Origin of the sequence: Mycolicibacterium sp. TUM20985 (assembly GCF_030295745.1) — a bacterium.
Classification (GTDB): domain Bacteria; phylum Actinomycetota; class Actinomycetes; order Mycobacteriales; family Mycobacteriaceae; genus Mycobacterium.
In genome coordinates, this window is sequence record NZ_AP027291.1 from 2,650,481 (window position 1) to 2,676,821 (window position 26,341).

The 26,341-nt window shown below is 68.0% G+C and carries 26 protein-coding genes; 11 read left to right on the plus strand and 15 right to left on the minus strand.

Annotation, left to right across the window (positions count from 1 at the left end; translation table 11 throughout):
- Window positions 1–48 precede the first annotated feature (48 nt).
- Window positions 49–975, minus strand: coding sequence for a dienelactone hydrolase family protein (locus QUE68_RS13085; RefSeq protein ID WP_284226515.1), 927 nt, complete (start codon window positions 973–975; stop codon window positions 49–51).
- A 70-nt stretch (window positions 976–1,045) separates the two neighbouring features.
- Between QUE68_RS13085 and QUE68_RS13090 the strand changes: the two genes are divergently transcribed.
- The 3 genes from QUE68_RS13090 (at window position 1,046) to QUE68_RS13100 (ending at window position 4,261) form a co-directional block, all read left to right on the plus strand.
- Window positions 1,046–1,972, plus strand: a complete 927-nt coding sequence (locus QUE68_RS13090) for an SDR family oxidoreductase (protein WP_284226516.1) — start codon at window positions 1,046–1,048, stop codon at window positions 1,970–1,972.
- Between the two features lie 65 nt (window positions 1,973–2,037).
- A complete protein-coding gene (locus QUE68_RS13095) occupies window positions 2,038–3,828 on the plus strand; it encodes an N-acyl-D-amino-acid deacylase family protein (protein WP_284230914.1) in 1,791 nt (596 codons plus the stop codon).
- Window positions 3,818–4,261, plus strand: coding sequence for a nuclear transport factor 2 family protein (locus QUE68_RS13100; RefSeq protein WP_284226517.1), 444 nt, complete (start codon window positions 3,818–3,820; stop codon window positions 4,259–4,261). The genes QUE68_RS13095 and QUE68_RS13100 overlap by 11 nt, the downstream gene beginning before the upstream one ends.
- Window positions 4,262–4,274: 13 nt before the next feature.
- Here the strand turns inward: QUE68_RS13100 and QUE68_RS13105 are convergent, their stop codons facing one another.
- From QUE68_RS13105 to bfr, 4 genes are all read right to left on the minus strand, one after another.
- A complete protein-coding gene (locus tag QUE68_RS13105; protein WP_454786512.1) occupies window positions 4,275–5,636 on the minus strand; it encodes a glutamine synthetase family protein in 1,362 nt (453 codons plus the stop codon).
- Between the two features lie 53 nt (window positions 5,637–5,689).
- Entirely contained in the window at window positions 5,690–6,172 is a 483-nt protein-coding gene (locus tag QUE68_RS13110) for a carboxymuconolactone decarboxylase family protein (protein ID WP_284226519.1), read from the minus strand.
- A 54-nt stretch (window positions 6,173–6,226) separates the two neighbouring features.
- Window positions 6,227–8,278 (minus strand): MDR family MFS transporter, encoded by a 2,052-nt coding sequence (locus tag QUE68_RS13115; protein ID WP_284226520.1) that lies wholly within the window; start codon window positions 8,276–8,278, stop codon window positions 6,227–6,229.
- Between the two features lie 84 nt (window positions 8,279–8,362).
- The gene (gene bfr, locus QUE68_RS13120) at window positions 8,363–8,842 is read right to left on the minus strand and encodes a bacterioferritin (RefSeq protein WP_284226522.1); all 480 of its coding nucleotides are present in this window, start codon (window positions 8,840–8,842) and stop codon (window positions 8,363–8,365) included.
- Between the two features lie 240 nt (window positions 8,843–9,082).
- Here bfr and QUE68_RS13125 point away from each other — a divergent pair, with 240 nt between their 5' ends.
- The gene (locus QUE68_RS13125; RefSeq protein ID WP_284226524.1) at window positions 9,083–9,277 is read left to right on the plus strand and encodes a (2Fe-2S)-binding protein; all 195 of its coding nucleotides are present in this window, start codon (window positions 9,083–9,085) and stop codon (window positions 9,275–9,277) included.
- A gap of 12 nt (window positions 9,278–9,289) precedes the next feature.
- Here the strand turns inward: QUE68_RS13125 and QUE68_RS13130 are convergent, their stop codons facing one another.
- From QUE68_RS13130 to QUE68_RS13140, 3 genes are read right to left on the minus strand one after another with little or no spacing between them, the layout of a single operon-like run.
- Window positions 9,290–10,054, minus strand: a complete 765-nt coding sequence (locus tag QUE68_RS13130) for an enoyl-CoA hydratase/isomerase family protein (protein ID WP_284226526.1) — start codon at window positions 10,052–10,054, stop codon at window positions 9,290–9,292.
- A 16-nt stretch (window positions 10,055–10,070) separates the two neighbouring features.
- Window positions 10,071–10,514, minus strand: coding sequence for a TIGR03618 family F420-dependent PPOX class oxidoreductase (locus QUE68_RS13135; protein WP_284226527.1), 444 nt, complete (start codon window positions 10,512–10,514; stop codon window positions 10,071–10,073).
- Window positions 10,511–11,236, minus strand: coding sequence for an EthD domain-containing protein (locus tag QUE68_RS13140; RefSeq protein WP_284226529.1), 726 nt, complete (start codon window positions 11,234–11,236; stop codon window positions 10,511–10,513). The genes QUE68_RS13135 and QUE68_RS13140 overlap by 4 nt, the downstream gene beginning before the upstream one ends.
- Window positions 11,237–11,320: 84 nt before the next feature.
- On the opposite strand from QUE68_RS13140, the gene QUE68_RS13145 reads away from it, so the two are divergent.
- A complete protein-coding gene (locus tag QUE68_RS13145) occupies window positions 11,321–13,273 on the plus strand; it encodes an FUSC family protein (protein WP_284226530.1) in 1,953 nt (650 codons plus the stop codon).
- A 19-nt stretch (window positions 13,274–13,292) separates the two neighbouring features.
- Here QUE68_RS13145 and QUE68_RS13150 read toward each other — a convergent pair whose 3' ends face one another.
- Both QUE68_RS13150 and QUE68_RS13155 read right to left on the minus strand, forming a co-directional pair.
- Window positions 13,293–13,916: a PaaI family thioesterase gene (locus QUE68_RS13150; protein ID WP_284226531.1), complete on the minus strand. Its 624-nt coding sequence runs from the start codon at window positions 13,914–13,916 to the stop codon at window positions 13,293–13,295.
- A 42-nt stretch (window positions 13,917–13,958) separates the two neighbouring features.
- Window positions 13,959–14,525, minus strand: a complete 567-nt coding sequence (locus QUE68_RS13155) for a TetR/AcrR family transcriptional regulator (protein WP_284226532.1) — start codon at window positions 14,523–14,525, stop codon at window positions 13,959–13,961.
- A gap of 258 nt (window positions 14,526–14,783) precedes the next feature.
- Here QUE68_RS13155 and QUE68_RS13160 point away from each other — a divergent pair, with 258 nt between their 5' ends.
- From QUE68_RS13160 to QUE68_RS13180, 5 genes are all read left to right on the plus strand, one after another.
- Window positions 14,784–15,359 carry a TetR/AcrR family transcriptional regulator gene (locus tag QUE68_RS13160; protein WP_284226533.1) on the plus strand — a complete coding sequence of 192 codons (576 nt, stop codon included), beginning with the start codon at window positions 14,784–14,786 and terminating at the stop codon, window positions 15,357–15,359.
- Window positions 15,360–15,384: 25 nt separating this feature from the next.
- The gene (locus QUE68_RS13165) at window positions 15,385–16,494 is read left to right on the plus strand and encodes an ABC-2 transporter permease (protein ID WP_454786511.1); all 1,110 of its coding nucleotides are present in this window, start codon (window positions 15,385–15,387) and stop codon (window positions 16,492–16,494) included.
- A complete protein-coding gene (locus QUE68_RS13170; protein ID WP_284236085.1) occupies window positions 16,418–18,112 on the plus strand; it encodes a tetratricopeptide repeat protein in 1,695 nt (564 codons plus the stop codon). The genes QUE68_RS13165 and QUE68_RS13170 overlap by 77 nt, the downstream gene beginning before the upstream one ends.
- An 88-nt stretch (window positions 18,113–18,200) precedes the next feature.
- Window positions 18,201–18,692 (plus strand): nucleoside deaminase, encoded by a 492-nt coding sequence (locus tag QUE68_RS13175; RefSeq protein ID WP_284226538.1) that lies wholly within the window; start codon window positions 18,201–18,203, stop codon window positions 18,690–18,692.
- Entirely contained in the window at window positions 18,689–19,990 is a 1,302-nt protein-coding gene (locus QUE68_RS13180) for an alpha-amylase family protein (RefSeq protein ID WP_284226539.1), read from the plus strand. Before QUE68_RS13175 ends, QUE68_RS13180 begins: the two co-directional genes overlap by 4 nt.
- Here the strand turns inward: QUE68_RS13180 and QUE68_RS13185 are convergent.
- Window positions 19,987–20,415 carry a DUF1810 domain-containing protein gene (locus QUE68_RS13185; RefSeq protein ID WP_284226540.1) on the minus strand — a complete coding sequence of 143 codons (429 nt, stop codon included), beginning with the start codon at window positions 20,413–20,415 and terminating at the stop codon, window positions 19,987–19,989. The genes QUE68_RS13180 and QUE68_RS13185 overlap by 4 nt on opposite strands.
- Window positions 20,416–20,889: 474 nt before the next feature.
- Between QUE68_RS13185 and QUE68_RS13190 the strand changes: the two genes are divergently transcribed.
- Window positions 20,890–21,885, plus strand: a complete 996-nt coding sequence (locus tag QUE68_RS13190) for an esterase family protein (protein WP_284226541.1) — start codon at window positions 20,890–20,892, stop codon at window positions 21,883–21,885.
- A gap of 84 nt (window positions 21,886–21,969) precedes the next feature.
- On the opposite strand, the gene QUE68_RS13195 is transcribed toward QUE68_RS13190, so the two are convergent.
- From QUE68_RS13195 to QUE68_RS13210, 4 genes are all read right to left on the minus strand, one after another.
- Window positions 21,970–23,244, minus strand: a complete 1,275-nt coding sequence (locus tag QUE68_RS13195) for an ATP-binding protein (protein ID WP_284226543.1) — start codon at window positions 23,242–23,244, stop codon at window positions 21,970–21,972.
- Window positions 23,245–23,395: 151 nt separating this feature from the next.
- Entirely contained in the window at window positions 23,396–23,626 is a 231-nt protein-coding gene (locus QUE68_RS13200; protein WP_284226544.1) for a hypothetical protein, read from the minus strand.
- A 211-nt stretch (window positions 23,627–23,837) separates the two neighbouring features.
- Window positions 23,838–25,304, minus strand: a complete 1,467-nt coding sequence (locus tag QUE68_RS13205) for a sensor histidine kinase (RefSeq protein WP_458574911.1) — start codon at window positions 25,302–25,304, stop codon at window positions 23,838–23,840.
- On the minus strand, window positions 25,301–26,065 hold the full coding sequence (locus QUE68_RS13210; RefSeq protein WP_284230918.1) for a response regulator transcription factor: 765 nt from the start codon (window positions 26,063–26,065) through the stop codon (window positions 25,301–25,303). Before QUE68_RS13210 ends, QUE68_RS13205 begins: the two co-directional genes overlap by 4 nt.
- Window positions 26,066–26,341: the final 276 nt, after the last annotated feature.

A 26,341-nucleotide genomic window follows, 5' to 3' on the forward strand; every position in this document is an offset into this window, starting at 1 on the left:
ACCGGAGGCGCGTGAGCATTCTCGGAACGAGGGATGAACGCCTAGGGATCAGCCGACGTACTTGGTGAACCAGTCCTGCACGCGCTGCCAGGCGTCGGCGGCGGCGGTGGGGTCGTAGCGCTCGCTCGTGTCGTTGAAGAACGCGTGGTCCGCGCCCTCTTCGACGACGAGTTCGTTGACGACGCCGGCTTTGTCGAGCGCCTGCTGGGCGGCGTCCTTGGTCCCGGTGACGCGCGCATCCTTGGAGCCGTAGAACCCCAGCACGGCGACGTCTTTGGATCTGCTGAAGTCGGCGCCGTCCGGCGTCGGGCCGTAGAACGGTACGGCTGCGGCCAGCTGAGGTTCACCCGCGGCCAGCAGCTGCCACACGAGGCCGCCGCCCATGCAGAATCCCACCGCCGCCACCTTCACCCCGGGTGCGCGACGCTGTAACTCCTCGAGGCCCGACCTCATGTCGGCGACGAAGTCCTGCGGTGAGATCTTGCTCAGCGCCGCCGTGGCTTCGGCGGGGTCGGTGAACTTCGCCGTGCCGCCCTCACCCGACAGCAGGTCGATGGCGAGGCCCGAGTAGCCGATGCCGGCAAACCGACCCGCCACCGAGCGCGCCCAGTCGGTGAGTCCCTTGTTCTCGTGGATGACGAGGACGGCGCCCTTCGGCGTCTCGGCCGCCGCGAAGGCCGCCTGCAGTTCGCCCCGCGGACCCGCCCACGTGATGGGTGTCGTCTCGACGGCGTTCTCGATCCCCGGCGGAGGGGCGCTCTCGGTCGCCGCGCCGCTCGAGGTGACCGGCGCTTCGGCCGTCGCGGTCTCGTCCGCGGGTTTCTCGGCGGTGCTACACGCCGCGATCAAGCTCGAGGCGGCGGTGGCGCCGACGCCGATGAGGGCCAGTCGGCGGATCGCCTCGCGTCGGGACATCAACCCCTCGACGTGGTCGGTAGCGATCTCTTCGGCGATGTAGCGCTGCAGCGGAGTCACCCAATCGAGTATGCCTGGGGATTTTCGAAGTTGCGGTGGGAGATGCCGTCGCTGGCGAATACTCATCGTCATGTCCTCGCCCGTCGGCCACCGCGCTCTCGCCGGCCGTGTCGCCGTGGTCGCCGGGGCCACCCGGGGTGCGGGCCGCGGGATCGCGGCGGCTCTGGGCGAAGCCGGCGCCACCGTCGTGTGCACCGGGCGCACCAGCTCCGTCGTAGACCTGGCCTCCGATTACGACCGACCCGAAACCATCGAGGAGACAGCGGAACTCGTCAGTGAACTCGGCGGAGTCGGCGTCGCGGTGCCGACCGACCACTTGGACGTCGGTCGGGTGCGGGCACTGGCGGATCGACTCCGGCGCGACTACGGCGGGATCGACGTCCTCGTCAACGACGTGTGGGGAGCGGAGGTCCTGAAGGGGCCGCCGTCGACCTGGGACCGCCCGATGTGGCAGCACGACCTCGAGGACGGACTCCGCATCCTGCGTCTGGGTGTCGACACCCACCTCATCACGTCGCACTGTCTGCTGCCGCTGCTGATCACCCGGCCGGGTGGTCTGCTCGTCGAGGTGACCGACGGTACGGCCGAGTTCAATGCGCACCACTACCGGATCTCGGCGTTCTACGACCTCGCCAAGGTGTCGGTGAACAGGATCGCCTTCAGTCAGGGTCACGACCTGGCGCCGTTCGGCGGTACCGCGCTCTCGGTCACGCCCGGCTGGCTGCGCTCGGAGATGATGCTCGAGAACTATGGTGTGAGCGCGTCGAACTGGCGCGACGCGCTGGACCCGGCGCGCACGGGCGGTGGTCTCGTCGCACCCGCGGCCTTCACCGAGTCGGAGACGCCGCGGTTCGTGGGTCGCGGGATCGCGGCCATCGCCGCGGACCCCGATCGGGCCCGCTGGAATCAACGGTCGGCGAGCTCGGTGGAGCTGGCCCGCCACTACGGCTTCACCGATGTGGACGGCCGCCAACCCGACGCGTGGGCCGAACAGTAGACAATTTGGCGAAAGTGTTCACGATTTCGTTGACACCGGTGTCCGGCGGCCTGTTCTATGACGGGGTGACCTACGACACGATCATCCGAAACGGCCGGTGGTTCGACGGCACCGGCGCGGCCTCCGCGGTGCGCGACGTCGGCATTCGCGGCGGTCACGTCGTCGCGATCTCCGCCGACCCTCTCGACGACACCGAGTGCCCGCAGGTGATCGATGCCACCGGTGACTGGGTGCTCCCGGGAATGCTGGACATCCACACCCACTACGACGTCGAGGTGCTGAACGGGCCCGCGTTGGCGGAGTCGTTGCGCCACGGGGTGACGACGATAATGCTCGGCTCCTGCTCGCTGTCGACGATTCACATCGACGGCACGCAGGCGGGTGACCTCTTCGGCCGGGTCGAGGCCATCCCGCGGGAACACGTGATCGCGGCGGTGGACGGACGCAAGACCTGGCGCACCTGCGAGGAATACGTCCAGGCGCTGGAACGGCTTCCGCTGGGCCCCAACCTCTCCGCGTTCATCGGGCACTCCGACATGCGGACGGCGGTCATGGGTCTGGACCGGGCGACGCGCAAGGAGGAGCGTCCCAGCCGCCGTGAACAGGCGGAGATGGAGCGCATGCTCGCCGAGGCGCTCGACGCCGGGTTCGTCGGCATGTCGTCGATGCAGTTGCTCTTCGACAAGTTGGACGGTGACGTCTGCCGTTCGCGCACCCTGCCGTCGACCTATGCCAAGGCCAAGGAGCAGCGCCGGCTGAAGACGTTGTTGCGCAAGGCAGGACGGGTTCTGCAATCCGGCCCGAACATCGAGAACCCGTTGAATCTAGGCTCTCAGATCGCCCAGTCGCTCGGCATCGTTCGACGTCCGCTCAAGACCAGCCTGTTGTCGGCGGCCGACGTGAAGTCAAACCCATTCGCGATCACGATGATGGGTCCAGTCGCGCGGCTGGTCAATCGTCTCGGCGGAGACTTCCGCTGGCAGCATCTGCCCGTGCCGTTCGAGGTGTATGCCGATGGCATCGACCTGGTCATCTTCGAGGAGTTCGGGGCGGGCGCCGCGGCGCTGCACCTGCGCGACGAGGTCGAGCGCAACGAGATGATGCGCGACGAGCAGTACCGCCGCCGGTTCCGCAAGGAGTACGAGAGCAAGTTCGGCCTGCGGGTGTGGCACCGCGACTTCTTCGATGCCCACATCGTCGAGTGCCCGGACGCCGGCGTGATCGGCAAGTCGTTCGGCGAGGTCGGCATCGACCGCGGTGGTCTGCATCCGGTCGACGCCTTCCTCGACCTCGTTCTCGAACACGGCAAGGCGTTGCGGTGGCGCACCACCATCTCCAACCACCGGCCCGAGGTGCTGAAGAAACTCGCCAGTGATCCCGGTGTGCAGATGGGCTTCTCCGATGCGGGTGCGCACCTGCGCAACATGGCGTTCTACAACATGGGGTTGCGCCTGCTACGCCACGTCCGCGACGCGGAAGCGGCCGGTGATCCGTTCATGACCATCGAGCAGGCGGTGCACCGGCTCACCGGTGAACTGGCCGACTGGTACCGCATCGACGCCGGGCACCTGCGCATCGGCGATCGCGCCGACGTCGTCATCGTCGACCCGGCCCGCCTCGACGAGCGCCTCGACGCCTACGCCGAGGAACCGGTGGCGCAGTACGGCGGGCTGTCGCGGATGGTCAACCGCAACGCCGAGACGGTCAAGGCCGTCTTCGTCGGCGGCCGGGCGGTGTTCCTCGACGGTGAGGCCACCGAGCTGGTCGGCCGCCGCCGCACGGGGCGCTTCCTCCGTGCTGCGCACAAGTCCCCCGCCATCCCAACGCAGAAGGGTGAGTTGACAAGTGTCGGTTGAGGATACGGTGCTCGGCATGTGGGCCGCGTTGTCGGCGCGCGACTGGGAGACGATGAAGTCCTACCTGACCGACGACTGCATCTATCTCGACGTGCCGGTCGGGCCCGCCGCCGCGGCGAAGGGCCCCGACGACATCGTCAAGAGGCTGAAGATCGGTCTCGAGCCGTTGGCGTCCTACGAGAACTTCACCGGGTTGCTCGTCGACGATGGGGTCAATGTCATGTACGAGCACCACGAGGAATGGCATTGGGCGACGGGTGAATCGGCGGTACTCCGGTTCGTCACCGTGCACCGGGTCGAGAACGGCAAGATCTCGCTCTGGAAGGACTACTGGGACATGAGCGCCCTGGCCAACTTCGCTCCCCCGACCTGGCTGGAGGACTTCGCCAACGCGGACATGTCGTGGGTGTTCGACGCGACCGGTGTGGTCTGACCGATCCCGCTCCTCACACGCTCCACGCCAGGCGGAACTTGGCGGCCAGTTCGTCGGGGTCGAGCGTGCCGAAGTTGTCGTGCTCGTAGCGTCGCACGGCCGTGATCGAGTCGATTGCCGCGTCGCCGAGAATGCCTCGCATCAAGGTGGATTCGGCCAGGGCGTCGATGACCGATGCCTGGTCGTCGCGCAGCAGGCCGATTCCGGAGCCGGTCCGCTCACCGTCGGTGAGGGTGGAGGGATCGACGGCCACCTCGGCGGGTAGCGGCAGTTCGCGTTCGATGCCGTCGAGGGCAAGACCGAGGATCGCCGCCGTGGCGAAGTACGGGTTGGCCGAGGGGTCGACCACCTTGACCTCTACGTTGGCGCCGTAGGGGTTTGCCGGACCGCTCTGCATGAAGCGGATCGCGGCCTCGCGGTTCTCGGTGCCCCAGCAGATGTTGGCGCCCGACCAGCTTCCCGGCTGCATCCGAAGGCCGGAGAGGATCGAACCGCACAGTGCGCCCTGGGCTTCCGCGAGGCCTGCCAGCACACCCGCGACGGCGGCCTCGCCGGCGGGTCTCATACCGTGAACCCCTGGCCCACCCGAGAACAGGGGCACGCCCGTGTGCTGCAGCGAGAAGTGTTGGTGGGCACCCGAACCGACGCTGCCCGCGAAGGGAACCGGTGACAAACTGACGCGGGCACCGTACTTCCTGGCCACCCGCGACACGACGATCCGCGCGAGGATCAGCTGGTCGGCGGCGGAGACGGGTGACGCTGGTGCGAGCGAGATCTCGAACTGATTGGCGCCGTACTCCGGATGGAACTGCTCGATCGCCACACCGGCGGTGGCGGCCGCCGCCGTGACGTCGCGGACGAAGCCCTCGAATTCGAGGACGCCGGCCAAGCCATACTGCGCCCACGAGGTCGACGGAAGGGGCGCACCGTCGGGTCCCACCAGGACGAACTCCATCTCGTGGCCGACCAGGGCACTCAAGCCCGCCGTGGCCAGGCGTCGTTCGATACGCGCCAATGTGCCACGGCTGCAAAAGGAATCGGGTGTGCCCTCCTGATCGAAGAAGGACCCGGGCGCCCACGCCAGGCCGTCGCCAAGGACCCGCAGCGCCTCGGGGTCGATCCGGATGCGTTGATCGCCGACCACGCCAATGGCCCCTCCGACGGCGATGCCCGACTGGTCGATGGTGAAGACGTGCCACACGGGACTGGCACCGAGGCCGGGGTCGGTGAACGCGCTCACCCGATTGATCGGAACGGTCTTCGCGTGCACGAGCCCGGCGGCGTTGACCACCGTGCCGATGACGGTGACGACACCGCTCGACTCGAGGGTGGACATGGCGCGTGCCGTGAAAGGGGTGGCTGGCATGGCACCCATTCTGCACCGGCGGCAGCCCGGTCGAGCGGTGGACGAGATGCGGCGCGCGTGTCCTACAGCGTGATCTTGCAGGCCTGGCCGATGTCCAACGTGCGCAGCATCCGGCCCATGCCGAGCCACATCGCGCAGGACAGGGCGAGGTCGGTCAGGATCTCGGGGTCGAACTGCTCCTGGCAGCGTCGCCAGAAGTCCTCGTCGTCCCGAAGCCCGGTGTGGTCGGCGGCGAACCGCGCGGCGAACTCGGCGGCGACGCGCTCGGCGGGGCTATAACCGGGCCAGGTCCGCCACTCGGCGGCGTGGTCGTAGAGGTCCTCGTCCACCCCCGCCGCGGGGCCCACGGAATCCCGGGTGTTCTGGCAGATCACGCATTCGTTGTCGAGCGCGATTACCATGCGCGCAAGTTCGCGGACGCGCAGCGGGAGGCGGTTCTTGGTGTAGACCGCGTTGCTGAACTTGGCCATCGCCACGCCGATGTCCGGCGACGTCATGACCCAGGCAGCGGCGTCGTCGTCGGCGAAGTCTCCAATGCGGCTCATGACCGGATCCTACCTGCGACGACGTGGTTCTGTAACACGTTCTAGTCTTCGGAGTCAGCGGGCGCCGACGAGGACCTTGGGGTCGTCGGTCCAGTCCCTCTGCACCAGCATGCGGTGGGCGATGCGCTCCAGCGCCGCGTCGACCTGCACGCGATCCGGGCGGCCCACGAAGCTCGGCGACTGCGCGAGCTTGTCGACGATGCGGCCGACGATGGCCGCCGACAGCGTGTTCACCTGTTTGATCCCGGCCTGCGTGAGCCACAGCCGCCCGCCGGTATTCAGGGCGAAGCCGTTGCGCACCACCTCGTCGAAGGTGGGTTGCAGTACTTCGAAGGGCACCCGGAGCCGCTCGCCGATCTCCGCGAGCGTCGCCGAACCGAACACCTGGTTCTGTCGGTAGATCTGCAACAGCGCCCACAGTTGCCCGACGGGCAGCTCACAGCCCGGCCCCCCGGCGAGGCTGCGGAGCCGGATGTCCGGTGAGTCGCGGAACATACGGCCGATGGCGACTTCGAGGATCTTCTCGGGTGACTCGGTGCTTGGCATGCCGAAGCCCTCGCCAAGGTCGGTCGCCGAGACGGCGTCCATCTCGCGCAGCGGCACCTCCTTGAGGAACAGCGCGACGACGAAGCCGACGATCGCCACGGGCACCGCGCACAGGAACACGGTGCCGAGTGAGTCGGCGTAGGCGTCGATGATCGGTGTCGCCATCGCGGCGTCGAGCTGATGCAGCGCCTGCGGCGATTCGGCTGCTTCGGCCGGCGCGCCGCCGGCGGCCAGGGCGGGCCCCAGTCGATCCGCCAGGAAGTTCGCGAAGAGCGAGCCGAAGATGGCCGCGCCGAAGGAGCTTCCGATGGTCCGGAAGAAGGTGACGCCCGACGTCGCCACGCCGAGGTCCTCGAAGCTCGAGGTGTTCTGCACGACGAGGACGAGCACCTGCATGCACAACCCGATGCCGGTGCCCAGGATGAACAGGTACACCGACTGCTGCCAGGTCGGCGTCGTCTGGTCCATGCCGGAGAGCAGGAAGAAGGCGACGGCCATGATCGCCGTGCCCGCGACCGGGAAGATCTTGTACCGGCCGGTGCGTCCGACGATCGATCCGCTGCTGATCGACGTGATCAGCAAGCCGGCGACCATCGGCAGCGTGCGCAACCCGGACTCGGTGGCTGACACCCCGTCGACGAACTGCATGAAGGTCGGCATGAACGTCAGGGCGCCCAGCATCGCGAAGCCCACGATGAAGCCGAGGATGCAGCAGACCGTGAAGACGGGGCTGGCGAACAACCGGATCGGCAGGATGGGCTCAGCGGCTCGCAGTTCCACCCAGACGAACACGGCGATCGCGGCGGCGGAGGCCACGAACAGGCCGATGATCACCGGCGAGGTCCACGCGTACTCGCCACCACCCCAGCTGGTCGCCAGGGTGAGCCCCGATGCGCCGAGACCGACGAACAGGATGCCCGCGTAATCGATGACGGGCTTGGCCGCCCGCGCCAGGGACGGGATCGCGGCGATGCTCACGATGAGCACGACGATCGCCACCGGCACGTTGATCCAGAACGCCCAGCGCCACGTCAGGTTGTCGGTGAAGAAGCCGCCGAGCAGCGGGCCGATCACCGTCGTCACGCCGAAGACCGCTCCGAGCGCGCCCTGGTACCGACCGCGGTCGCGCAATGGGATGACCTCGCCGATGACCGCCATCGAGGTCACCATGATCGCGCCGCCACCGATGCCCTGCAGGGTGCGCGAGGCGACCAGCATGGTCATCGAGTCGGCGAGCCCGCACAGGATGGACCCGGCGAGGAAGAACAGGATCGCCGTCTGGAACACCATCTTGCGGCCGAAGAGGTCACCGAGCTTGCCGACGATCGCCGTGACGATCGTGGACGCCAGGAGGTAACTGGTCACCACCCAGGACTGGTGCCCCGCGCCGCCGAGGTCGGCGACCACCGTGGGCAGAGCGGTCGCCACGATCGTCTGATCGAGCGCGGCGAGCAGCATGCCCAGCAGCACGCCGATGAAGATGAAGTTGCGCCGCTGCGGACTGATCAGCGCGTTGGCCGATTCGGGGTCCGCGGTGGCGGTGTCCGGAGGACTCGTCATGCCTGCCTCCCGAGGTGTGTCGGACGCATCGGAGCGCCCGACGACATATCGCTTAGATAGGCTATGGAGTTACCGCGAGGCGCTCTACTGTGGCGGACGCGACACGCATTGCGCGGAGTACAGCTGCTCTCCGAGCTTGTCCATGAGCTCGAGTTGGGTCTCGAGGTAGTCGATGTGATGCTCCTCGTCGGCGAGGATGCCCTCCAGCAACGCGGCGCTGGTGGCGTCCTCCTTCTGCCGGCACATGACGACACCCGGCTTGAGTCGCGCCAGCACCTCGTACTCGACGGCGAGGTCGGCCTCGAACTGCTCGCGCAGCGTCTGGCCGACGCGCAGCGAGAACAGCCGCTGGTAGTTCGGGAGGCCGTCGAGCAACAGGATCCGGTCGGTGATCGCCTCGGCGTGGTTCATCTCCTCGAACGCCTCTTTGCGCGTGTGCGTCGCCAGCTCGGTGAATCCCCAGTTCTCCTGCATCTTCGAATGCAGGAAATACTGGTTGATCGCGGTCAGCTCGCTGGTCAACTGCTCGTTGAGAAGCTTGAGGACGTCGGCATCGCCTTGCATTGCTTTGCTCCTAACACCGTGAGGCTGGTCGGGTGCCGATGTGTTCGGCTGCATCCCGGTCGCACGTGGGAATTGCTCCCAACCTAGTCCAACGGTCATGGCGGCAGCGGCAAATGAGGTGTGGTGGCGGCGTGTTCCACCGTGATGATGGACTGGCTGCCCTAACTAAGGTTAGACTCCACTTACTTGTTCACCGGCGTGCTCACCACACGCCTCTGACGCGAAGGCGGCGCCGATTCCATGTTCGTGTGTCTGTGCACCGGCGTGACGAGCAAGGCCGTGACCGAGCTGGTCGCCTCTGGCGCCTCGACCTCGAAGCAGATCGCCGACGCGTGCGGAGCGGGTTCGGACTGCGGACGTTGCCGCCGCACGGTGCGCGCGATCATCGAGGCCGCCACGGTGGGCGCCTGCCCGATGCACGCCGTCGCGGGGTAGGCCGCGAGGGGGTCAGCCTTCCCGGCCCCGCCGATCGGCGAACTCGGCCAGCGCATCGGCGTTCGCGGCACCCCCGAGCAATTCGGCGAACTGCGCGTATTCCCGTGCCGCTGCCGCCGCGATCTCCGCCCTGGTCGGCTCCACCATGGTTTGCTTCACCGCGATCAGGCTCGAAATCGACCGTGCGGCAATGATTTCTGCGTGCCGACGAGTCTCCGTCAAGAGCGCGTCCGGTGCGCATACCTTCCACGCGAAACCCATCCGCTGCGCCTCCTCGGCATCGACCCACTCCGAGGACAGCAGCATCCATGCCGCATTCTGCCTGCCGACCAGCTGCGGCAACAGATACGAGGACGCCGCCTCGGGGGCCACTCCAAGGCTGGTGAACGGGCACTTGAGCCGGGCGGTCGACGACATGAAGACCAGGTCGGCATAGCCCAGGATCGTGGCGCCGATGCCGACGCCGAGACCGTTCACCGCGAGGATCAGCGGCTTCCGCAGTGCCGTCAACGTTTCGATCATGCCGGCGAACCCGTACTGCCCGGACTGGAAGTCGGGGTCGGTGATGCGCGCCTGCATCTCGACGAGATCGTTGCCCGCGCTAAATGCCCGGCCGGCGCCGGTGATCAAGACGACCGCGACGTCTGCGTCCGCGTCGGCGTCCCGCAGGGCGATGGTGGTGGCGTCGTACAGCGCCTCGTTGAACGCGTTGAGCGCTTCGGGACGGTTCAGAGTCAGGGTTCGCACGCCGTTGAGGTCGTCGATCTGCACCAGCACCGCTGCAGCGTATGCGCTAGCCGTTCGAATACACGCGATTGGGTGTGACCAGCACGACCGTGCGACCCTGCTCGGCCATCACCCGGTCGTATTCGGCCCAGGCGTCGTGACGTCCGCCTGCAGCCGAGAACACCTCGCGCAGCAACAGCCGCAGGGCGTCCTCGCCGGCGAGCCACGGCTGCGGGTCGGCGGGACCGGCCAGCTCCGCGGTGCCCTCGACCGTCGCCCACTGCCACCCGCCTCGGAACGTCACCGCGGTGTGCGGTCGCGCGCGCAGATTGGCCAGTTTCACCTTGCCGTAGGTGACGAACCCGAGGGTGGGCTCACCCGACGCCGGGTGCGGGATGACGCCGGCGTTGACGAGCGAGGCCTGCACGCTGCCATCGCGACGGACGGTCGAGACCACGGCTAGGCCGCTCTCCCCCGCGGCCAACCCGACGGCGTCGTCGAGGGTGGTCATGCGTGCACCTCGGTCGCGACCTCCGTGGCGAACGGTGAGCGCATCACGTAGCGACTGGTCGGCACCGTGTCGACGTCCCGATTCGCGCCGAAGGCCGACGTGCTCGCAACCATCTGGTTCATGCGACGCTGAAGTTCGTCATCGTTCCCGGCGTCGAAGAAGGCGTGCAGATCCCGGGTCGCCTCGAGGGGGAACAACTCCTCGACGATCGCATCGATGACGGGTGCGCCCGGAGTCAGTGCGCGCACGACCGCATTCTGGGTGTATCCAAACGTCGACTGGGTCGCGATCGCCACCGGTGTGTGGTCGAGATGCCAACGCTCGAGCCACGTCTCCTCGTCGAGATCCGCGGGCCGCCGCAGGAGCGCCACGTTGGCGAAGCCCGGCGTACGCGAGGCCGGCGGCGCCGCGGGTGGCGGCAGCGGAACGGATTCGGTGACGAGGTACGCGGCGAGGAGTTCGCATTCGCCGGTCAGTCGCTCGAGTGCGCCCCGGACGTGTGGACCGTAGGACTGCTGGGTCCAGATGCCGACGAAGCCGACGACGGGCGGGTCGAGCGTCGTCAACGTCATCATCGAGTCGCGCACCACCGCATCGCGTACGTTGACCGTCAGACCGGGCATGCCCAGCGCGAGCAGATCGTCCGCGACCTCCGTGCGCAACCGGGTGCACCAGGAGTCCTCGACTGCTGCGGCCCGGAGCATGATGATGACCTTCTCCACCGCACGAACCTACCGCCGCGACCGTGGCGGTGACCCACAATGGTTGGTGATTGGGTAGGTTTCGACCGTTGTGATGGGCAGGCGATGAAGGGGCTACCGCAGATACCCGCCATGCCCGACCTGGGTGCGGTGGCGCGCAGTCTGCTCGGCGTGCTGATCGCGGCCGGGGCCGGCCTGCACTGGGGTTCGGCGGGTGCGGCGACGGCGGCGGCGGGCGCGGCGGCGGTCGCGGGAGCCGCTGCGCTGCAGGACAGTCCGCGCGGACCGCTGGGTACGGTGCTGGCGCTCTCGGTGCAGATGGGCGCCGCGGTGCTGCTCGGCGCGTCGACGTCGTCGTACGGGGTGCTGTTCGTGCTCGCCGCAACGGCTTGGTGCCTGGTGGCCGGGATGCAGTGGGCGGTCAGCGCCAAGGCCGGGCTCATCGCGGCCGCGGCGGGAGCGCTCCTGGTGACCATGCCGCCGGTGGCCCCGACGCTTTCGTCGGTGTCGACGGCGGCCGGGCTCGCCGTGGGTGGTGGACTGGTGCAAGCCGGGCTGGTCGGGCTGTGGCCGCGACGCCGGTGGCGGTCGCAGCGGGACGCCCTGACTCTCGCCTATCGTTCGCTCGGGACCGACGCCGCAAGGCTCGCGGCGGATCGGACCGCCCACGTGGACCAGGCGCCACTGATGCGGCTCCGCGACTCGTTCACCCTGACCGACCGGCAGAGCCGGCGACGCCCCCTGGCCTATCGCGCGTGGTACGGCCTACCGCAACGAATATCGGTCACGCTGACGGCGTTGGCGGGACGATCGCCCGGTGACCCGTTGGTGGCCGAGCTCCTCGGTGGTGCCTCTGCGGTGTTGGCCGTCGTCGCCAGTCGCAACCGCGCCGCAAGGCGGGACGCCGCAGCAGGGATACAGCGCGTCGAGGCCGCCGCCGACGTCGTGGCCGTAGCGAACGTCGCATTGGCCCAACGTCTTTCCCGCCAGTTGCGGGAGGCCGTCGACCTCCGATTCGGCGAGCTCGCGCGCGATGGCGGTCCGTCCACGCTGCCGAGCGTCGCCGCCGCAGTCAGGTCTCACGTCACCTGGGGCTCGCCGATCCTGAGGCACGCGATCCGGCTGGCCGCGGGGGTGGGTGCCGGGGTGGCCGTCGAACGCTTCGCCGACGTGCCGCACGGTTACTGGATCCCGCTGACCGTGCTGATGGTGCTGCGCCCGGAGACCGCCCACACGTACACCAGGTGTGTGGGGCGGGTGGCAGGCAATGCGGTGGGCATCGTTGCGGCGTCGACGGTGACGGCGATCTTGCAACCCTCGGGGATGGCCGCTGCCGTGTTGGCGGTGGCCGCGCTGACGATCGCCTATGTGGCATCGGGATTCGGATACGTGGCGCTCAGCGCGGCGCTCGCGGCCACGATCGTGTTCCTGATCGACGTGAGCGGGGCCGCGGGGGTGGCCACGATGGCCGACGGATTGATCGCGACGATGATCGGCGGTGCGCTCGCCGTGCTCGTCCACGTGGTGCTGCCCGATCACTCACTGGTGCGGCTCCGGCAGCGGGCGGGTGAACTGTTGAGGACCGAGATCGACTATGCCGCAACGGTGATCAAGGCCTTCGTGCACGGCTTGGAGCACCCCGGCGAAGCATTGGCCGCAGCGTGGGAGCGGGCCTTCCGGGCCAGGGCGGCGTTCGAGGCCGCGGCGGGCGCCACCACCTCGAATTCGGCCGACCTGAGGCGGTGGCTGAAGTCCTATCGCATGGCGCTGAACGCGATCACCACCTCCTGCGCGACGCTCGAATCCAACCTGCCCGCTCAGCCGTCGGCGACGCTGAGTGACGACTTCGTGCTCGCGGTCGACGAATACGCCGAGGCGCTCGGCGGCGGGCCGACGACCCCGGGGACGCCTTGGCGGATCGATGGCGACCGGCTGGCCGCGGCCGAGCAACGGATCCGTGAGGCGGTCCGGCAGCTCGGGCCCGCCGACACCGCCAGTCGCGTCCTGGTCGCCGAGATCGCCGACATCACCCGCAGCCTCGTCGGCATCACCGACTGAGAGTCGGCGTGTCACAGGACTATTCGCGCGCCCACCGTGGCGTGATGAACACGCCCTCCGCCTCGACCGTCACGCCATCGGCGTCGGCGAGATGGCCTGTGGCGAACGTCTTGACGCCGTCGGTGCGGACGATCGCCGCCTGCACGTGCAGCGGGCCGAGCGGCGTCATCCGGCGGTAGCGCAGGGTGATGGTGCCCGTGAGCCGTGGCTTGTCCGGCGAACTCGCCGCGTCACCGAGGGCGTGGTCGAGGATGAGCGCGGCCACACCGCCGTGCACGTGGCCCGGCGGCCCTTCGTAGGCGGCGCCGAGGGTGAAGTCGGCGGTGAGCGTTCCGTCGGCGGTCCGCGTGAAGGACAGGGGCGGGGCCACGGGATTGCGCATTCCGATCACGACGTTGCCCCAGGGCATCTGATCGCCATCGCTGCCGAAGCGCACGCCGAAGGAGCCCTCGAGCTGTCTGCCACGCAGGCGCGCCGTGGCCGCGTCGATGTCGGCCTTCGCCTTCGCCACGGAGTCCGCGTCCATCTCGGTGCGGATGGTCGCGTCGATGAGGTCGCGGACCGATGCCGTCAGGGGTTCGTAGATACCGCGCAACCGCTTGACGTCCTCGGCGCTCAGGTTCTCCACGGGGAAGTCAAGCACTCCTGAACTAGAACACGTTGCAGCGCCGGTGTCGAGTTGCCGCTACGTCGTCGGGGCGGGTCCGACGAGGATGTGGCGGACCACCGGAGTGGCCCAGCCGATCAGCTCGGCGTGGGTCAGGTTCGCCACGGCGGGATTGTTCAGGACGTAGCGGGTGGTCGCGAGCCCGATGATGAAGGCGCCGACGAGGCCGGCGCGCTGCGCGTGATGATCGAGCGCGGCGGCGGCCAGGACGGGCGCCACCTGCGTGGCGAACACCTGGCGCATTGTGTCGGCCGCGATGGCGCTCGTCATCGCCGCTCGAAGGAGGGCCACGAACGTGGTGTCGTCCTCCCAGACCGCGAAGAACTTCGGCAGCAGAACCTCGGCGAGGTGGTCGGGGTCGACGCCGGCAAGTGACGGAAGGTCGAGGGTGAACTCGGCGGCGGCGGCAAAGAGATCCTGTTTGCTGCCGAAGTACCGGATGACCAAGGCGGGATCGACCCCGACGTCGGCGGCGACCGCTCTGAGGGTGGTGCGCTCGTAGCCCTCGTTGCCGAAGCGGGTTCGCGCTGCGGCGAGGATGTCGGCGCGGGTTTCCTTGGCGTTGCGGGTCCGGGTGGGAACCATGGGCCAAGAGTATGTCATCGTCTGTTGACCTGGCTGTCATTCGAGACGGCGGGCCGGGCGTCGTCAACATGCCCCCGTCACCCTTCCCCGCGAGCAGACGCAAAAGGCCCTGAAATCGTCCGATTCAGGGCCTTTTGCGTCTGCTCGCCGGGGTGAAAGCGGCGTTCGGGAGGCGCCCGTCACACCCGGGCCGCAGGGTGTCGGACCTAACCGCCTAGTTCGTGGTCAACTGTCCACGAAGTCGCCTACGCTGATGTCATGCCCATCCGCACCCACAGCGCCGACCCGCGTGCCGAGCGCGTCCGCACACTGTTGCGCGACGCCGCCTTCGCGCTGGCGCACGAGCGGCCGGTCGACGAGATCACCGTCGGTGACCTGGTAGCCCGGGCCGGCGTCAGCCGACAGGTCTTCTACCGTCACTTCACCGACCGCGACGATGCGGTGGCGACGGCGTTCGCGGTGGCGTTCGCCGCGGCGGTCGCCGACATCCAGGGCGATGCACGCGCGCGGATCGTCGAGTTGTTCGCGTTCGCCGCCGAGCACCGCGCGATGTACCGCAACGTGGTGCCCAGCGCCGTCACCCAGCGGGTCGTGTCCGCCTTCCGCCAAGAGCTCCTGCCCGCCTGCGAGGAGATCGCCGCGCAGGGCATGCACGTGGTCGGCCCCATCGCCGACATCGCTCCGGACTCCGTCAGCCGCTTCCTCGTCGGCGGTTTCCAGGAGGTGCTCCGGTCGTGGATGGAAGACCCGGACGCGACCGACCTCCGAGGGCGGGTGACCGCGGCGCTCGACACCGTCGACGCGCTGCTCGGTCTCCCCGCCGCCACCGACTGACCCACCCGTTAGGAAAGAGACCGACATGGGCAAGCACGAAGCTCCGCACGTACACCACGCTCCGCACCTGACGGTGGCCAACCGGCGCGTCTCCCGCGCCGACGTCCGCAAGATGGTGTTGACGATGGCGGGGCTCACCGTCTTCGTCATCGCGATGATCGCGAGCTACTCGGGTGCCTTCGCCAAGCCGACGTTGCACCACCTCGACGTCGCCGTCGCCGGACCGCAGCAGGTGGTGGACGCGATTCGTGGTCAGGACACCCTCGAAGTGACCGAGGTCGCCGACGCCGCGGCCGCCCGCGCCCTGGTCTACGACCGCACCACCGACGCCGCCTTCGTCGTCGGCCAGACCGGTGATCTGAAGATCTACGTCGCGGGCGGCGGGGGTCGCAGCGTGGCCAACGCGTCGGAGACCGTCGGTCGCGCGATCGCCGCCAAGGCGGGCCTGACACCTGCCGTCGAGGACGTCGCGCCGACCTCGCCGGCCGATCCGCAGGGCACCGTCGAGTTCTACGCGGTGATCTTCCTGTCGATCGGCGCGACCATGGGCGCCGCGGTGTTCGGCCTGATGATGGGAAGCGTGCGCAGGCTGTCGACGCTGGCGCTTCGCACCCTGAGCCTCGCGGCGTACTCGGCGCTGCTGGCGGGCGGCGTGACGCTGTACGTCGACGCGGTCCTGGGGGCCATCACCAGCCACACCTGGCAGGTCTTCGGCGCCCTGTGGCTGTATGCGATCGGCGTCGGCGGTGCCGTCACCGGTGTCGCGGCCGCGTTCGGCACCGTGGCGTCGGCGGTGGTGACGCTCTTCCTGATCATCGTCGGCAACGCCGCCGCGGCAGGCCCGGTCGGGTTGCCGCTGCTGTCGGGCTTCTACCGGACGTTCAACGCCATCGTCCCGCAGGGCTCCGGTGTGGCACTGCTGCGCAGCATCTCCTACTTCGACGGCAACGGAGCCCTGACACCGATTGTCACCCTGGCCATTTGGGGTGCGACCGGACTCGCGCTCGCAGTGATCGCAGTGCTCGCCCCCAGGGCGTGGACGACCTATCGTGCCAGTCATGACCGTTACCACGTCCGACACGCCGGGACCGACCCAGCCGTACTACGACCTGGGGTCCTATCACCGGTCGATTGAGACGCCGTCCGCCCAGGCGCAGCTGTGGTTCGACCGCGGCATGGTGTGGGCGTACGCGTTCAACCACGAGGAGTCGATCCTCTGCTTCGAGCGGGCGCTCGCGCTCGACCCCGACCTGGCCATCGCGCGGTGGGGTATCGCCTACGCGATCGGCCCGAACTACAACAAGGCGTGGGAGGCCTTCGACCCAGCCGACCTGACCGCCTCGTTGGCGAGGGCCCGTGACGAGGTGGACCGGGCAGGTACCGGGCGGGCGTCAGCCGTCGAGCGGCGCCTGATCGACGCGCTGGCCACCCGCTTCCCCGCCGACGACTTGGCGGCCGGCCACGCCCGCTACGCCGACGCCATGAGTGCGCTCGCCGCCGACTTCCCGGACGACGTCGACGTCCAGGCCCTGGCCGCCGACGCCTTGGTCAACGTCTCGGCGTGGGCGCTGTGGGACACCAGGACCGGTGAGCCCGCCCCCGGCTCGCGGGTGGTCGAGGCCAAACGCCTCCTCGACGCCGCGCTCGCCACCCAGGAGGGCCGACGGCACCCCGGCGTCCTGCACCTGTACCTGCACGCAATGGAGATGTCGGCGCGCCCCGAGGACGCCCTGCCGGCAGCGGACCTGTTGCGCGGCCTGGTCCCCGACGCCGGGCACCTGCAGCACATGCCCAGTCACATCGACGTCCTGTGCGGCGACTACCACCGGTCGATCGATGCGAATCTGGTTGCCGTGCAGGCGGACCGGAGGTTCGTGGAGCGCGAGGGTCCGCTCAACTTCTATTCGCTCTACCGGGCCCACGACCTGCACTTCGTGGTGTACTCGGCGATGTTCGAGGGCAGGTATGCGGCAGCCCTGCAAGCGGCCGACGAGCTGGCCGAGCAGCTGACCCCCGAGCTGTTGTCGATCGAATCGCCGCCGATGGCCGACTGGCTGGAGGCGTTCGCACCCCTGCCGGTACACGTCCTCATCCGCTTCGGTCGGTGGGACGAGCTGATCGCGGAGCCGCTGCCCGACGACGTCGACCTGTACTGCACGACGGCCGCGACCGTGCACTACGGCCGGGGTATCGCGCATGCCGCCACGGGACAGCTGGATCGGGCGCGGGCCGAACGCGAGGCCTTCGGCACGGCATACGCCCGGATCCCGGACACCCGGTATCTGTTCAACAACACGGGTCGTGACATCCTCGCCGTGGCAGGGGCCATGCTGGACGGCGAAATCGCCTATCGCGCAGAGAGTTACGACGAGGCCTTCGACCATCTTCGGCGGGCGATCGCTCTCGACGATTCCCTGCCGTACGACGAACCGTGGGGCTGGATGCAACCGGTCCGGCATGCGTACGGTGCGTTGCTGCTCGAGCAGGGCCGGGTCGAGGAGGCGGCCGCGGTATACGCCGCCGACCTCGGACTGGACCCGACGTTGAGCCGCTGCTGCCAGCATCCCGGCAACGTGTGGAGCCTGCACGGCTATCACGAGTGTCTGACGCGGCTGGGTCGCGACGACGAGGCCGCGGTCATCGGTCGGCAGCTCGACGAGGCAAAGGCCCGGGCGGACGTCCCGATCGTGGCGTCGTGCGCGTGCCGGCTCGACGTCGAGGACGGTGATGGCGGCTGTTGTGGCTCCGGTTAGCGTCAATCGTCCGTGGGATCGGGTGCGCTGTTCTAGCGACCCGCTGACGCGTAGCAGGCCGGCGCGTGCCGCTGCGTACACTCCGGCTGTGGCAATCAGCAACGGCGACCTCGGTCACCTGCGGCGTTGCGTCGAGCTGGCCGGGGAGGCGCAGGCGGCCGGTGACGAGCCGTTCGGTTCACTGCTGGTCGACGCCAACGGCGTCGTCCGCCTCGAGGCCAGGAACCGGATCACCGAGGGTCCCCACGGTGGCGACGCGACCCGGCACCCGGAGTTCGAGATCGCCCGCTGGGCCGCGTCGAACCTCTCGCCCGACGAACGCGCCGCCGCCACGGTCTACACCTCGGGTGAACACTGCCCGATGTGCGCAGCCGCCCACGCCTGGGTGGGTCTCGGCCGCATCGTGTACGCGGCGTCCACCGCGCAGATGGTCGACTGGCTGCAGATCTGGGGCGTGTCGGCCTCACCCGTCGCACCGTTGCCGATCACGACGATCGCCCCGGGTGTCGACGCCGCCGGGCCCGCACCCGAACTCGCCGAGGAGATGAAGGTCATGTACGAAGGGACTTTCCGAAGGTGACCGATCCAGCGTGGGTCGAGCACGCGATCTGGTGGCAGGTCTACCCGTTGGGGTTCGTCGGCGCCTTTCCCGCCGACCCTCCACCGACCGCCGACGAACACCGCCTGCGCCGCGTCGCCGCGTGGTTCGACCACGCGCTGGAGCTCGGCGCATCGGGTATCGCGCTCGGACCCGTCTTCGCCTCGCAGACACACGGTTACGACACGGTCGACCACTACGCGATCGACCCGCGCCTCGGCGACGACTCCGACTTCGACCACCTCGTCGAGGAGGCCCGCGGGCGGGGGTTGCGCATCCTCCTCGACGGGGTGTTCAACCACGTCGGTACCCAGTTCAGCCGCCATCGGGATGCGCTCGCGGGCGGTGACGACTCGTGGTTCCGCAAGGGCCGCAACGGGTTCGCCACCTTCGAGGGGCACGACGGGTTGGTCACCCTGAACCATCGCAACCCGGCCGTCGTCGACTACGTCGTCGACGTGATGCTGCACTGGTTGCGCCGAGGTGCCGACGGCTGGCGGTTGGACGCCGCCTACGCGGTGCCCGACGCGTTCTGGGCGGAGGTGCTGCCCAGGGTGCGCCGCGAGTTCCCCGATGCGTGGTTCGTCGGCGAGGTCATCCACGGCGACTACGCGGGCACCGTCGCCGCATCGACGTTCGACTCCGTGACGCAGTACGAACTGTGGAAGGCCGTCTGGAGCAGCCTCAACGATGGCAACTTCCACGAACTCGACCACGCCCTGACGCGGCACGACGAATTCCTCACCGCGTTCGTTCCGATGACGTTCCTCGGCAATCACGACGTCACCCGCATCGCCAGCCAACTCACCGACGAGAGACACGTCGGGCATGCGCTCGCGCTGCTGCTGACCATCGGGGGCACGCCGAGCGTGTATGCGGGCGACGAGTGGGGCTACCGCGGAGTCAAGGAGGAGCGTGTCGGTGGCGATGACGCCGTCCGGCCCGAGTTCCCCTCCAGCCCAGACGAATCCGAGCACCTCGGCCACGACGCATTCCGGCTTCATCAGCACCTGATCGGCCTGCGCCGTCGCCACCCGTGGCTGCACGATGCGCACTCGTCCGCCCTGCACCTGACCAACCGCCAGTACGTCTACCGGACCACCTCCGAAACCGGAACGCTGCTGGTGGCGCTCAACGTGGATGACGAGCCGCTGCGAAAGTCATTGTCGGACTTCGACATCGACAGCGCACGCATTGCCGCCGGCTCCGGTGTTCCCGGCGAGGACCGCATCGACCGCATCGATGTCGAGCCGCACGGCTGGGTCATCCTCGAGGTCTAGCGCGGCCCCAGCATGCGCACGGTCCGCTCGTCGCGCTGGCCGCCGTAGTACCTGTGCAGCACCGCGGTGAAGTCACCGTCATCGTCGGTCACCTCGGCGAACAGCGTCATCGACGAGGCGAGCTTCATCGCATCGACCGAGCCCATCAACGCCTCGGCGGTGACGGCACCGGACTGCGCCACCAGCCGCGCGCACTGGTGCAGCCGTGGTCCCAGTACGTCGTGGCCGAGGTAGGCGAGCGCCTCCTCGCGGGAGCCGATGCCGTACCGGTCGGCCATCGCCGTCGACCCCAGCCCGCGCAGCTGCGGGAAGACGAACCACATCCAGTGCGAGCGCTTGCGACCGGCGCGCAGTTCGTCCAGCACGTCGTCGAAGACGGGGTGCTGCGCCTCGACGAAGCGCTCCAGCTGATGAGGATCGTCCATCCCTCCACCATGCCCGACCGCGGTCGGCGACGGCGCACGGGTTTGCTGAATCTGCGGCCCCCCAAGTGTTGTGTCCAGCCTCCCCGCCGGTGGGACACGCCGGTCGGCGCGCCGACCGCGTCGGGTGTCGTGCGGAGGGGATGGCGGCGCTTCCTCCGGATTGGTGTGGCTTGAGCTGCGACGATGACGACACATGCGCGAAAGATTTGTCGCAGCGGGTTGAGGCGGACCTGTGGACGCGGGGTATGTCGTCGCCACGTTAACCACTCCATTCACACAGGTCACAGGCAAGATGTGGTCCCGTTGGGCGGTCGAGGTCTCTGCGCCGAGTCGAAATCGTTAGCCAACCGCGACGTCACAACTCGGCGTTGAGAGCCGGGGCGAACCACATCCACGTGATTCACTGACGCTCGCAAGCAACGGAGATTGCTTAGGGACACAGAGATACAAAGGGAAGGACGGTCTGTTGCCGTTATGAAGTTCGACAGAATGATTCGTGGTACGTGGTTGCGCCGGTTGGTCGTTGGGCTGATGGCGGCGATCACCCTGCCCGGGCTGATCGGCTTCGTCGGGGGTTCGGCGACGGCTGGGGCGTTCTCCCGGCCCGGGCTGCCAGTGGAATACCTGGACGTGTTCTCCCCGGCGATGAACCGGAACATCCGGGTGCAGTTCCAAGGCGGTGGCCCGCATGCCATCTACCTGCTGGACGGCCTGCGCGCGCAGGACGACTACAGCGGCTGGGACATCAACACCCCCGCCTTCGAGTGGACCTACGGGTCCGGCCTCTCGACCGTGATGCCCGTCGGTGGTCAGTCGAGCTTCTACACCGACTGGTACCAGCCGTCGAAGGGTAACGGCCAGGACTACACCTACAAGTGGGAGACGTTCCTGACCCAGGAGCTGCCCGCCTTCCTCGAGACCAATTACGGTGTGTCACAGAACGGCAACGCCGTCGTCGGCCTGTCGATGGCCGGCGGAAGCGCCCTGACCTACTCGATCTACTACCCGCAGAAGTTCGTCTACGCGGCGTCGTTGTCGGGTTTCCTCAACCCGTCCGAGGGCTGGTGGCCGATGCTGATCGGGCTGGCGATGAACGACGCGGGTGGCTACAACGCCGAGAGCATGTGGGGTCCGTCGAGTGACCCGGCCTGGAAGCGCAACGACCCGATGGTGAACCTCAACCAGCTGGTCGCCAACAACACCAGGGTCTGGATCTACTGCGGCACCGGTACCCCGTCGGACCTCGACACCGGTACCTCCGGCGGCAACCTGATGTCGGCGCAGTTCCTCGAAGGGTTCACGTTGCGCACCAACGTGGCCTTCCGGGACAGCTACCTGGCCGCCGGCGGCACCAACGGCGTGTTCAACTTCCCGGCCACCGGCACCCACAGCTGGGGTTACTGGGGTCAGCAGCTGCAGCAGATGCTGCCCGACGTCCAGCGCACGCTGGGTGCTCAGGCCACCGCATAGGCGAACTGCCTGAAGAGAAGGACCAGGGAACCTGCCGTCACCCCCCGGGCGGCAGGTTTCCTTTTTCGTTCACAGCCGGGTGCTTCACAGCCGGGTGCATTGGGCGATGTCCTCCTCGAATTCCGCGAGCATCGCGTCGGTCAACGTCGGCCGGGTGTCGGCGATCGCGGCCAGATAGTCCTCGGTGCGTGCCGGCTCGCCGCGTCGGAACTCGATCTCGCGCTCGAACGCGGACTGAGATCCCTTGCGGGCGGCGAACTCGATGTCCGCAGGGGTGAACATCGCACTGGCGGCCACCAATTGGGTGACATCGGTCGAGTCCGACGGCGCGAGATACCTGGCCCAGATGGCGGCCCTGGCCGTCGCATCGGGTGGACCGACCGGGATGACGTAGTCGAATCGCCCGGGCCGCAGAATCGCCGAATCCAGCGACCGCACCGAATTGGTGGCGCAGACGAGCAATCTGTCCCCGTGCTGGCGGAAGGCGGGAATCAGCTTGAGCAGTTCGTTGGTCACCCCGTGCGCCGGATCCGTGGGAACGCCCGAACGGGAACCGGCGATCTCCTCCACCTCGTCGATGAAGACCAGCACGGAATCGAGGTCGGCCAGGGTCGCGAAGGCGTCGCGCAGCGCCCCTGCCATCGCGACACCCGGCGTGGCGAGCCGCGATGGAAACAGTTCGACGAACGGCCAGCCGAGCCGCCCGGCGACGGCCTTGGCGAAACTCGTCTTGCCCGTGCCGGGTGGCCCGAACAGGATCACCGCCTTCGGTGGCGTCACCGCGTATTCGGCTGCAGCGCTTGGCTCTACGAGGGGTAACACGATGCGTCGCTCGATGACGAGCTTCTCGGCCTCCATTCCGGCCATGGCGTGCCACTGGCCGCGCGGGATGACCTGCGCGCCAAGCGCTGACAGCAAGCCCGCATCCGACGAGCCCAGGTGGTCGATCTTCTCGAAGTAACTCAGCCCGGTGCGCTCCTCGTAGCCCCCATTCGACAGCGCCGTGGTCCCGGCCGCCTTGGGGGGCAGCATCGCCGTGATGCGCCGCGCCCCCGCCACCCTTAGGCGCTGCTCGAGTTCGTTGAGCAGAGCGCTGCCAATACCCCGATCGCGCCAGCGACTCGCCAACGCCACCATCGTGATCCACGCCCGGTCCCCGTGGACCAGTCCACTCGCCATGCCCACCGGTTGATCGCCGACGACCGCGACGACGCATGGTTGACCACCACGCGCACTGGTCACCACTTCGGATATGCCGAACGCGGGCAACGGTTCACCGGGGAGTCGGTTCTGCTCCCAGATCGAGATGAGCTCGTCGAGGTCGTCGTCGTGGAAGTCGCGCAGTCGCCAGGGGTTCATGCGTCATTCGTAGCTTGGCGAATGGCCCGTGCCATCGCCCGTTCGGGGGTTTGACACGGGTAGACGCCAAGCGGGGCCGCGGAGTCGAAAGACTCCACGGCCCCACTGTCGCCGGCGATCACCCGAGACGTGTCACCGGGCCGACCGCGGCTCAATCGAAGAACATGAACGGGGCCGGCGAGGAGAACTGGCCGTAGCTCATCGGCGGCGAGACGACCGGTGGCTTGACGACGATCGCGTTGTGGCCTTGCTTGTCGACGACCGTGGTTCGACCGTTGTCGGTGACGGTGCTGGGGTTCGCGGCGGACGCCATCGGCATCGCGGCGATCGCTGCTGCGGCGAGGCCCGTCATGAGGCCGGTGGCGATGTAGCGGAACTTCATGTGTTGCTCCTATCGTGGTTGTCGGATTCGATATCAGCTCCGAAATATGCTGTCCGTTAATGGAATCCGTTCTTTGCTTACGAGTTCCAATCTACCGAGCGGTGGTGGGAAGTCACGGCTTTCATGCCGAACGCACATGTGGCGAGGTGGGAGACGTGCGTTCGACGCGGTGATCACCGCCGAAGCGAAACGCGAACTCCAACAGAGGATGTCAACGAGCGTCGTAACCATCGATCGGCAACAGGACGCGGAATACGGTGCTGCCCTTGGCTGAATGCGCGGTGACGGTACCGCCGTGCGCCTCGGTGATGGAGGCGACGATGGCCAGTCCCAGTCCCGTACTGGTGCCCTCGCCGGACCGGGACCGGTTGCCTCGCACGAACCGGCCGAACAACTCGGGTAGGAGCTTCGCGTCGATCCCCGGCCCGTCGTCGGAGACCGTCAGCTCCGCCTCGGACCCGACCATCCGCAGGGCGGTTCTCACGATCACTCCCGCGGGAGTGTGATGACGAGCGTTGCCCAACAGGTTGCTGACCAGCTGATGGAGCTGTGCCTTGTCGCCCATCAGCCACAGCGGCTCGCGGGGAAGCTCGGTTAGCCATTCGTGATCGGGCGCGGAGACGGTTGCGTCGTTGACGGCATCGACGACCAGCTGGGTGAGCTCGACCCGCTCCATCTCGAGCCCCTGGCCCTCGTCGAGACGGGACAACAGCAGCATGTCACTGACCAGAGCGGTCATTCGGCGGGACTCCGACTCGATCCGGGCCAACGCGTATTCGGTCGTGGCGGGCAGCGACTCACTCTCCTGCCGGGTCAGTTCGGCGTAACCGAGGATCGCCGTCAGCGGTGTGCGCAGTTCGTGGCTGGCGTCGGTGAGGAACCGCCGCATCCGGCGATCGGACGCGGCCCGGGCGGCCAGCGCCGTGTCGACGTTGGCCAAGAGGCGGTTCAGGGTCTCCCCCACGATGCCGACTTCGTTGTCCGGGTCGGAGTCGGCCTTGCGAACGCGGTCGATGATGCGGTGGTCCTCGGCGGCCAGTGGCAAGGTGGCGGCGCGCGAGGCGGTGGCGGCGACTCTGCGCAACGGTCGCAGGGCCCACCGCAGCAGCACGACGGTTCCGATGCCGGCAAGGATGGCGGCCGCGAGTGAGATCGCCACGACCAGAACGGTCTTGGTGGCGACGAACGCGTTGACGCTCTCCAGTGACACGGCCGACACCAGCCGCTGGCCGTCACCTTCTTCGCTGCTGACCACCCGATAGTTGCCGAGGTCGCCCAGCTTCACGGTCCGCGGTGAGGGTCGACCCCAGTCCTGCGACTGGATCGAGGCGACCGCCGCCGGGGAGGCCGCGATGGTCTGGTCATCGGAGAACACCGCCGACGCGACCACCTCTCCGTCGTCGAGCACGGCGATCAGCGTGCCCGGCGCCTGACCTGTGAAGGCACTCAGCGCCATACCGCCGTCGGGCTGGGGCTTGGTGACGTAGGAGTGTTCGAACGCGGCCAGCGAGTGCGAGACCTCGTCGTCGCTCATCGCAGTGACGTAGGCGTGCAGGCTGTAGACCGAGAGGCCGCCAATGGTGAGGGCGACAACGGTTACCAGCGCCGAGACGCCGTACATCAGCTGGCGGCTGAGCGTCCGCGGACGCCACCAGGGCGAGGTGCGCTCGCGGGTCAACTGGGGGCCCGGAGTTGATATCCCACACCACGGATCGTGTGGATCATCGGCACGTGGCCGGCGTGCAGCTTCTTTCTCAGGTACGAGATGTAGAGATCGACGATGCTGGTGCGCCCACCGAACGAGTAGTTCCACACCTTCTCGAGGATCTCCTCGCGGTTCAGCGCACGACCATGGTGGCGCATGAGGTAGCGCAGCAGGTCGAACTCAGTCGTGGTGAGTTCGATGCGCTCACCACCGCGGGTGACCTCGTGGCTGGCGCCGTCGAGGACGAGGTCACCGATGCGAAGTACTTCGTCCTCCGCAGGCGTGACCTCGGCACCGCGGCGAAGCAGACCACGGAGCCGCGCGACCAATTCCTCCAGGTTGAAGGGCTTGGTCAGGTAGTCGTCGGCGCCTGCGGTGAGCCCCGTCACCCGGTCGCTGACCGAGTCCCGGGCGGTGAGGAAGAGCACCGGCGTGTACCCGGGCTGGGCACGGATGCGCTGCAGGATCTGCAGCCCGTCGACATCGGGAAGCATGATGTCGAGCACCAGGATGTCGGGATCGGTGCCGGAGAACTTGTCGATGGCCTGGCGGCCGTCGTGGGCCACCTCGACTTCCCATCCTTCGTAGCGAAGGGCCATCGTCACCAAGTTGGTGAGCGCGCGTTCGTCGTCGACGAGCAGAACCTTGATCGGTGATCCGTCGAGCCGGCGCATGGGCGGGAGCTTGCCCAGAATTGCGGACCTGGGTTGGGCACGTCGGGTCTCGGACGTCATCGTCATGCTTCCAGTCTCCCCCAGGTTGGGCCACTGCCAACAAGTTCACAGGTTCTTATTATGTTGGCTATTGGCAATGCATTTCGCTGGCTTCGCATGACGCGTGCTCATGTCCTTTACTTAGGACGTTGTCCGACAGCATCTCTGGACGGTCACCGAGGGGCGCGGTCAGCTCCCGGACAGGTAGTCGGCAGTCCGAGTCTGTGACGACCGCAACAGAACCGTTGGAGCGGGCAACATTTGCGTCTTCTATGCGTCCGACCATCTACCTTGCCG

What these genes read in the sequence shown, in the direction of transcription:
- QUE68_RS13090 (WP_284226516.1), top strand. Translation starts at nt 1,046, where the DNA reads ATGTCCTCGCCCGTCGGCCACCGCGCTCTCGCCGGCCGTGTCGCCGTG.
- QUE68_RS13105 (WP_454786512.1), bottom strand. Translation starts at nt 5,636, where the DNA reads ATGGGTGCCATGCCAGCCACCCCTTTCACGGCACGCGCCATGTCCACC.
- QUE68_RS13110 (WP_284226519.1), bottom strand. Translation starts at nt 6,172, where the DNA reads ATGAGCCGCATTGGAGACTTCGCCGACGACGACGCCGCTGCCTGGGTC.
- QUE68_RS13115 (WP_284226520.1), bottom strand. Translation starts at nt 8,278, where the DNA reads ATGACGAGTCCTCCGGACACCGCCACCGCGGACCCCGAATCGGCCAAC.
- bfr (WP_284226522.1), bottom strand. Translation starts at nt 8,842, where the DNA reads ATGCAAGGCGATGCCGACGTCCTCAAGCTTCTCAACGAGCAGTTGACC.
- QUE68_RS13125 (WP_284226524.1), top strand. Translation starts at nt 9,083, where the DNA reads ATGTTCGTGTGTCTGTGCACCGGCGTGACGAGCAAGGCCGTGACCGAG.
- QUE68_RS13135 (WP_284226527.1), bottom strand. Translation starts at nt 10,514, where the DNA reads ATGACCACCCTCGACGACGCCGTCGGGTTGGCCGCGGGGGAGAGCGGC.
- QUE68_RS13145 (WP_284226530.1), top strand. Translation starts at nt 11,321, where the DNA reads ATGAAGGGGCTACCGCAGATACCCGCCATGCCCGACCTGGGTGCGGTG.
- QUE68_RS13155 (WP_284226532.1), bottom strand. Translation starts at nt 14,525, where the DNA reads ATGGTTCCCACCCGGACCCGCAACGCCAAGGAAACCCGCGCCGACATC.
- QUE68_RS13160 (WP_284226533.1), top strand. Translation starts at nt 14,784, where the DNA reads ATGCCCATCCGCACCCACAGCGCCGACCCGCGTGCCGAGCGCGTCCGC.
- QUE68_RS13165 (WP_454786511.1), top strand. Translation starts at nt 15,385, where the DNA reads ATGGGCAAGCACGAAGCTCCGCACGTACACCACGCTCCGCACCTGACG.
- QUE68_RS13170 (WP_284236085.1), top strand. Translation starts at nt 16,418, where the DNA reads ATGACCGTTACCACGTCCGACACGCCGGGACCGACCCAGCCGTACTAC.
- QUE68_RS13185 (WP_284226540.1), bottom strand. Translation starts at nt 20,415, where the DNA reads ATGGACGATCCTCATCAGCTGGAGCGCTTCGTCGAGGCGCAGCACCCC.
- QUE68_RS13190 (WP_284226541.1), top strand. Translation starts at nt 20,890, where the DNA reads ATGAAGTTCGACAGAATGATTCGTGGTACGTGGTTGCGCCGGTTGGTC.
- QUE68_RS13195 (WP_284226543.1), bottom strand. Translation starts at nt 23,244, where the DNA reads ATGAACCCCTGGCGACTGCGCGACTTCCACGACGACGACCTCGACGAG.
- QUE68_RS13200 (WP_284226544.1), bottom strand. Translation starts at nt 23,626, where the DNA reads ATGAAGTTCCGCTACATCGCCACCGGCCTCATGACGGGCCTCGCCGCA.
- QUE68_RS13210 (WP_284230918.1), bottom strand. Translation starts at nt 26,065, where the DNA reads ATGACGTCCGAGACCCGACGTGCCCAACCCAGGTCCGCAATTCTGGGC.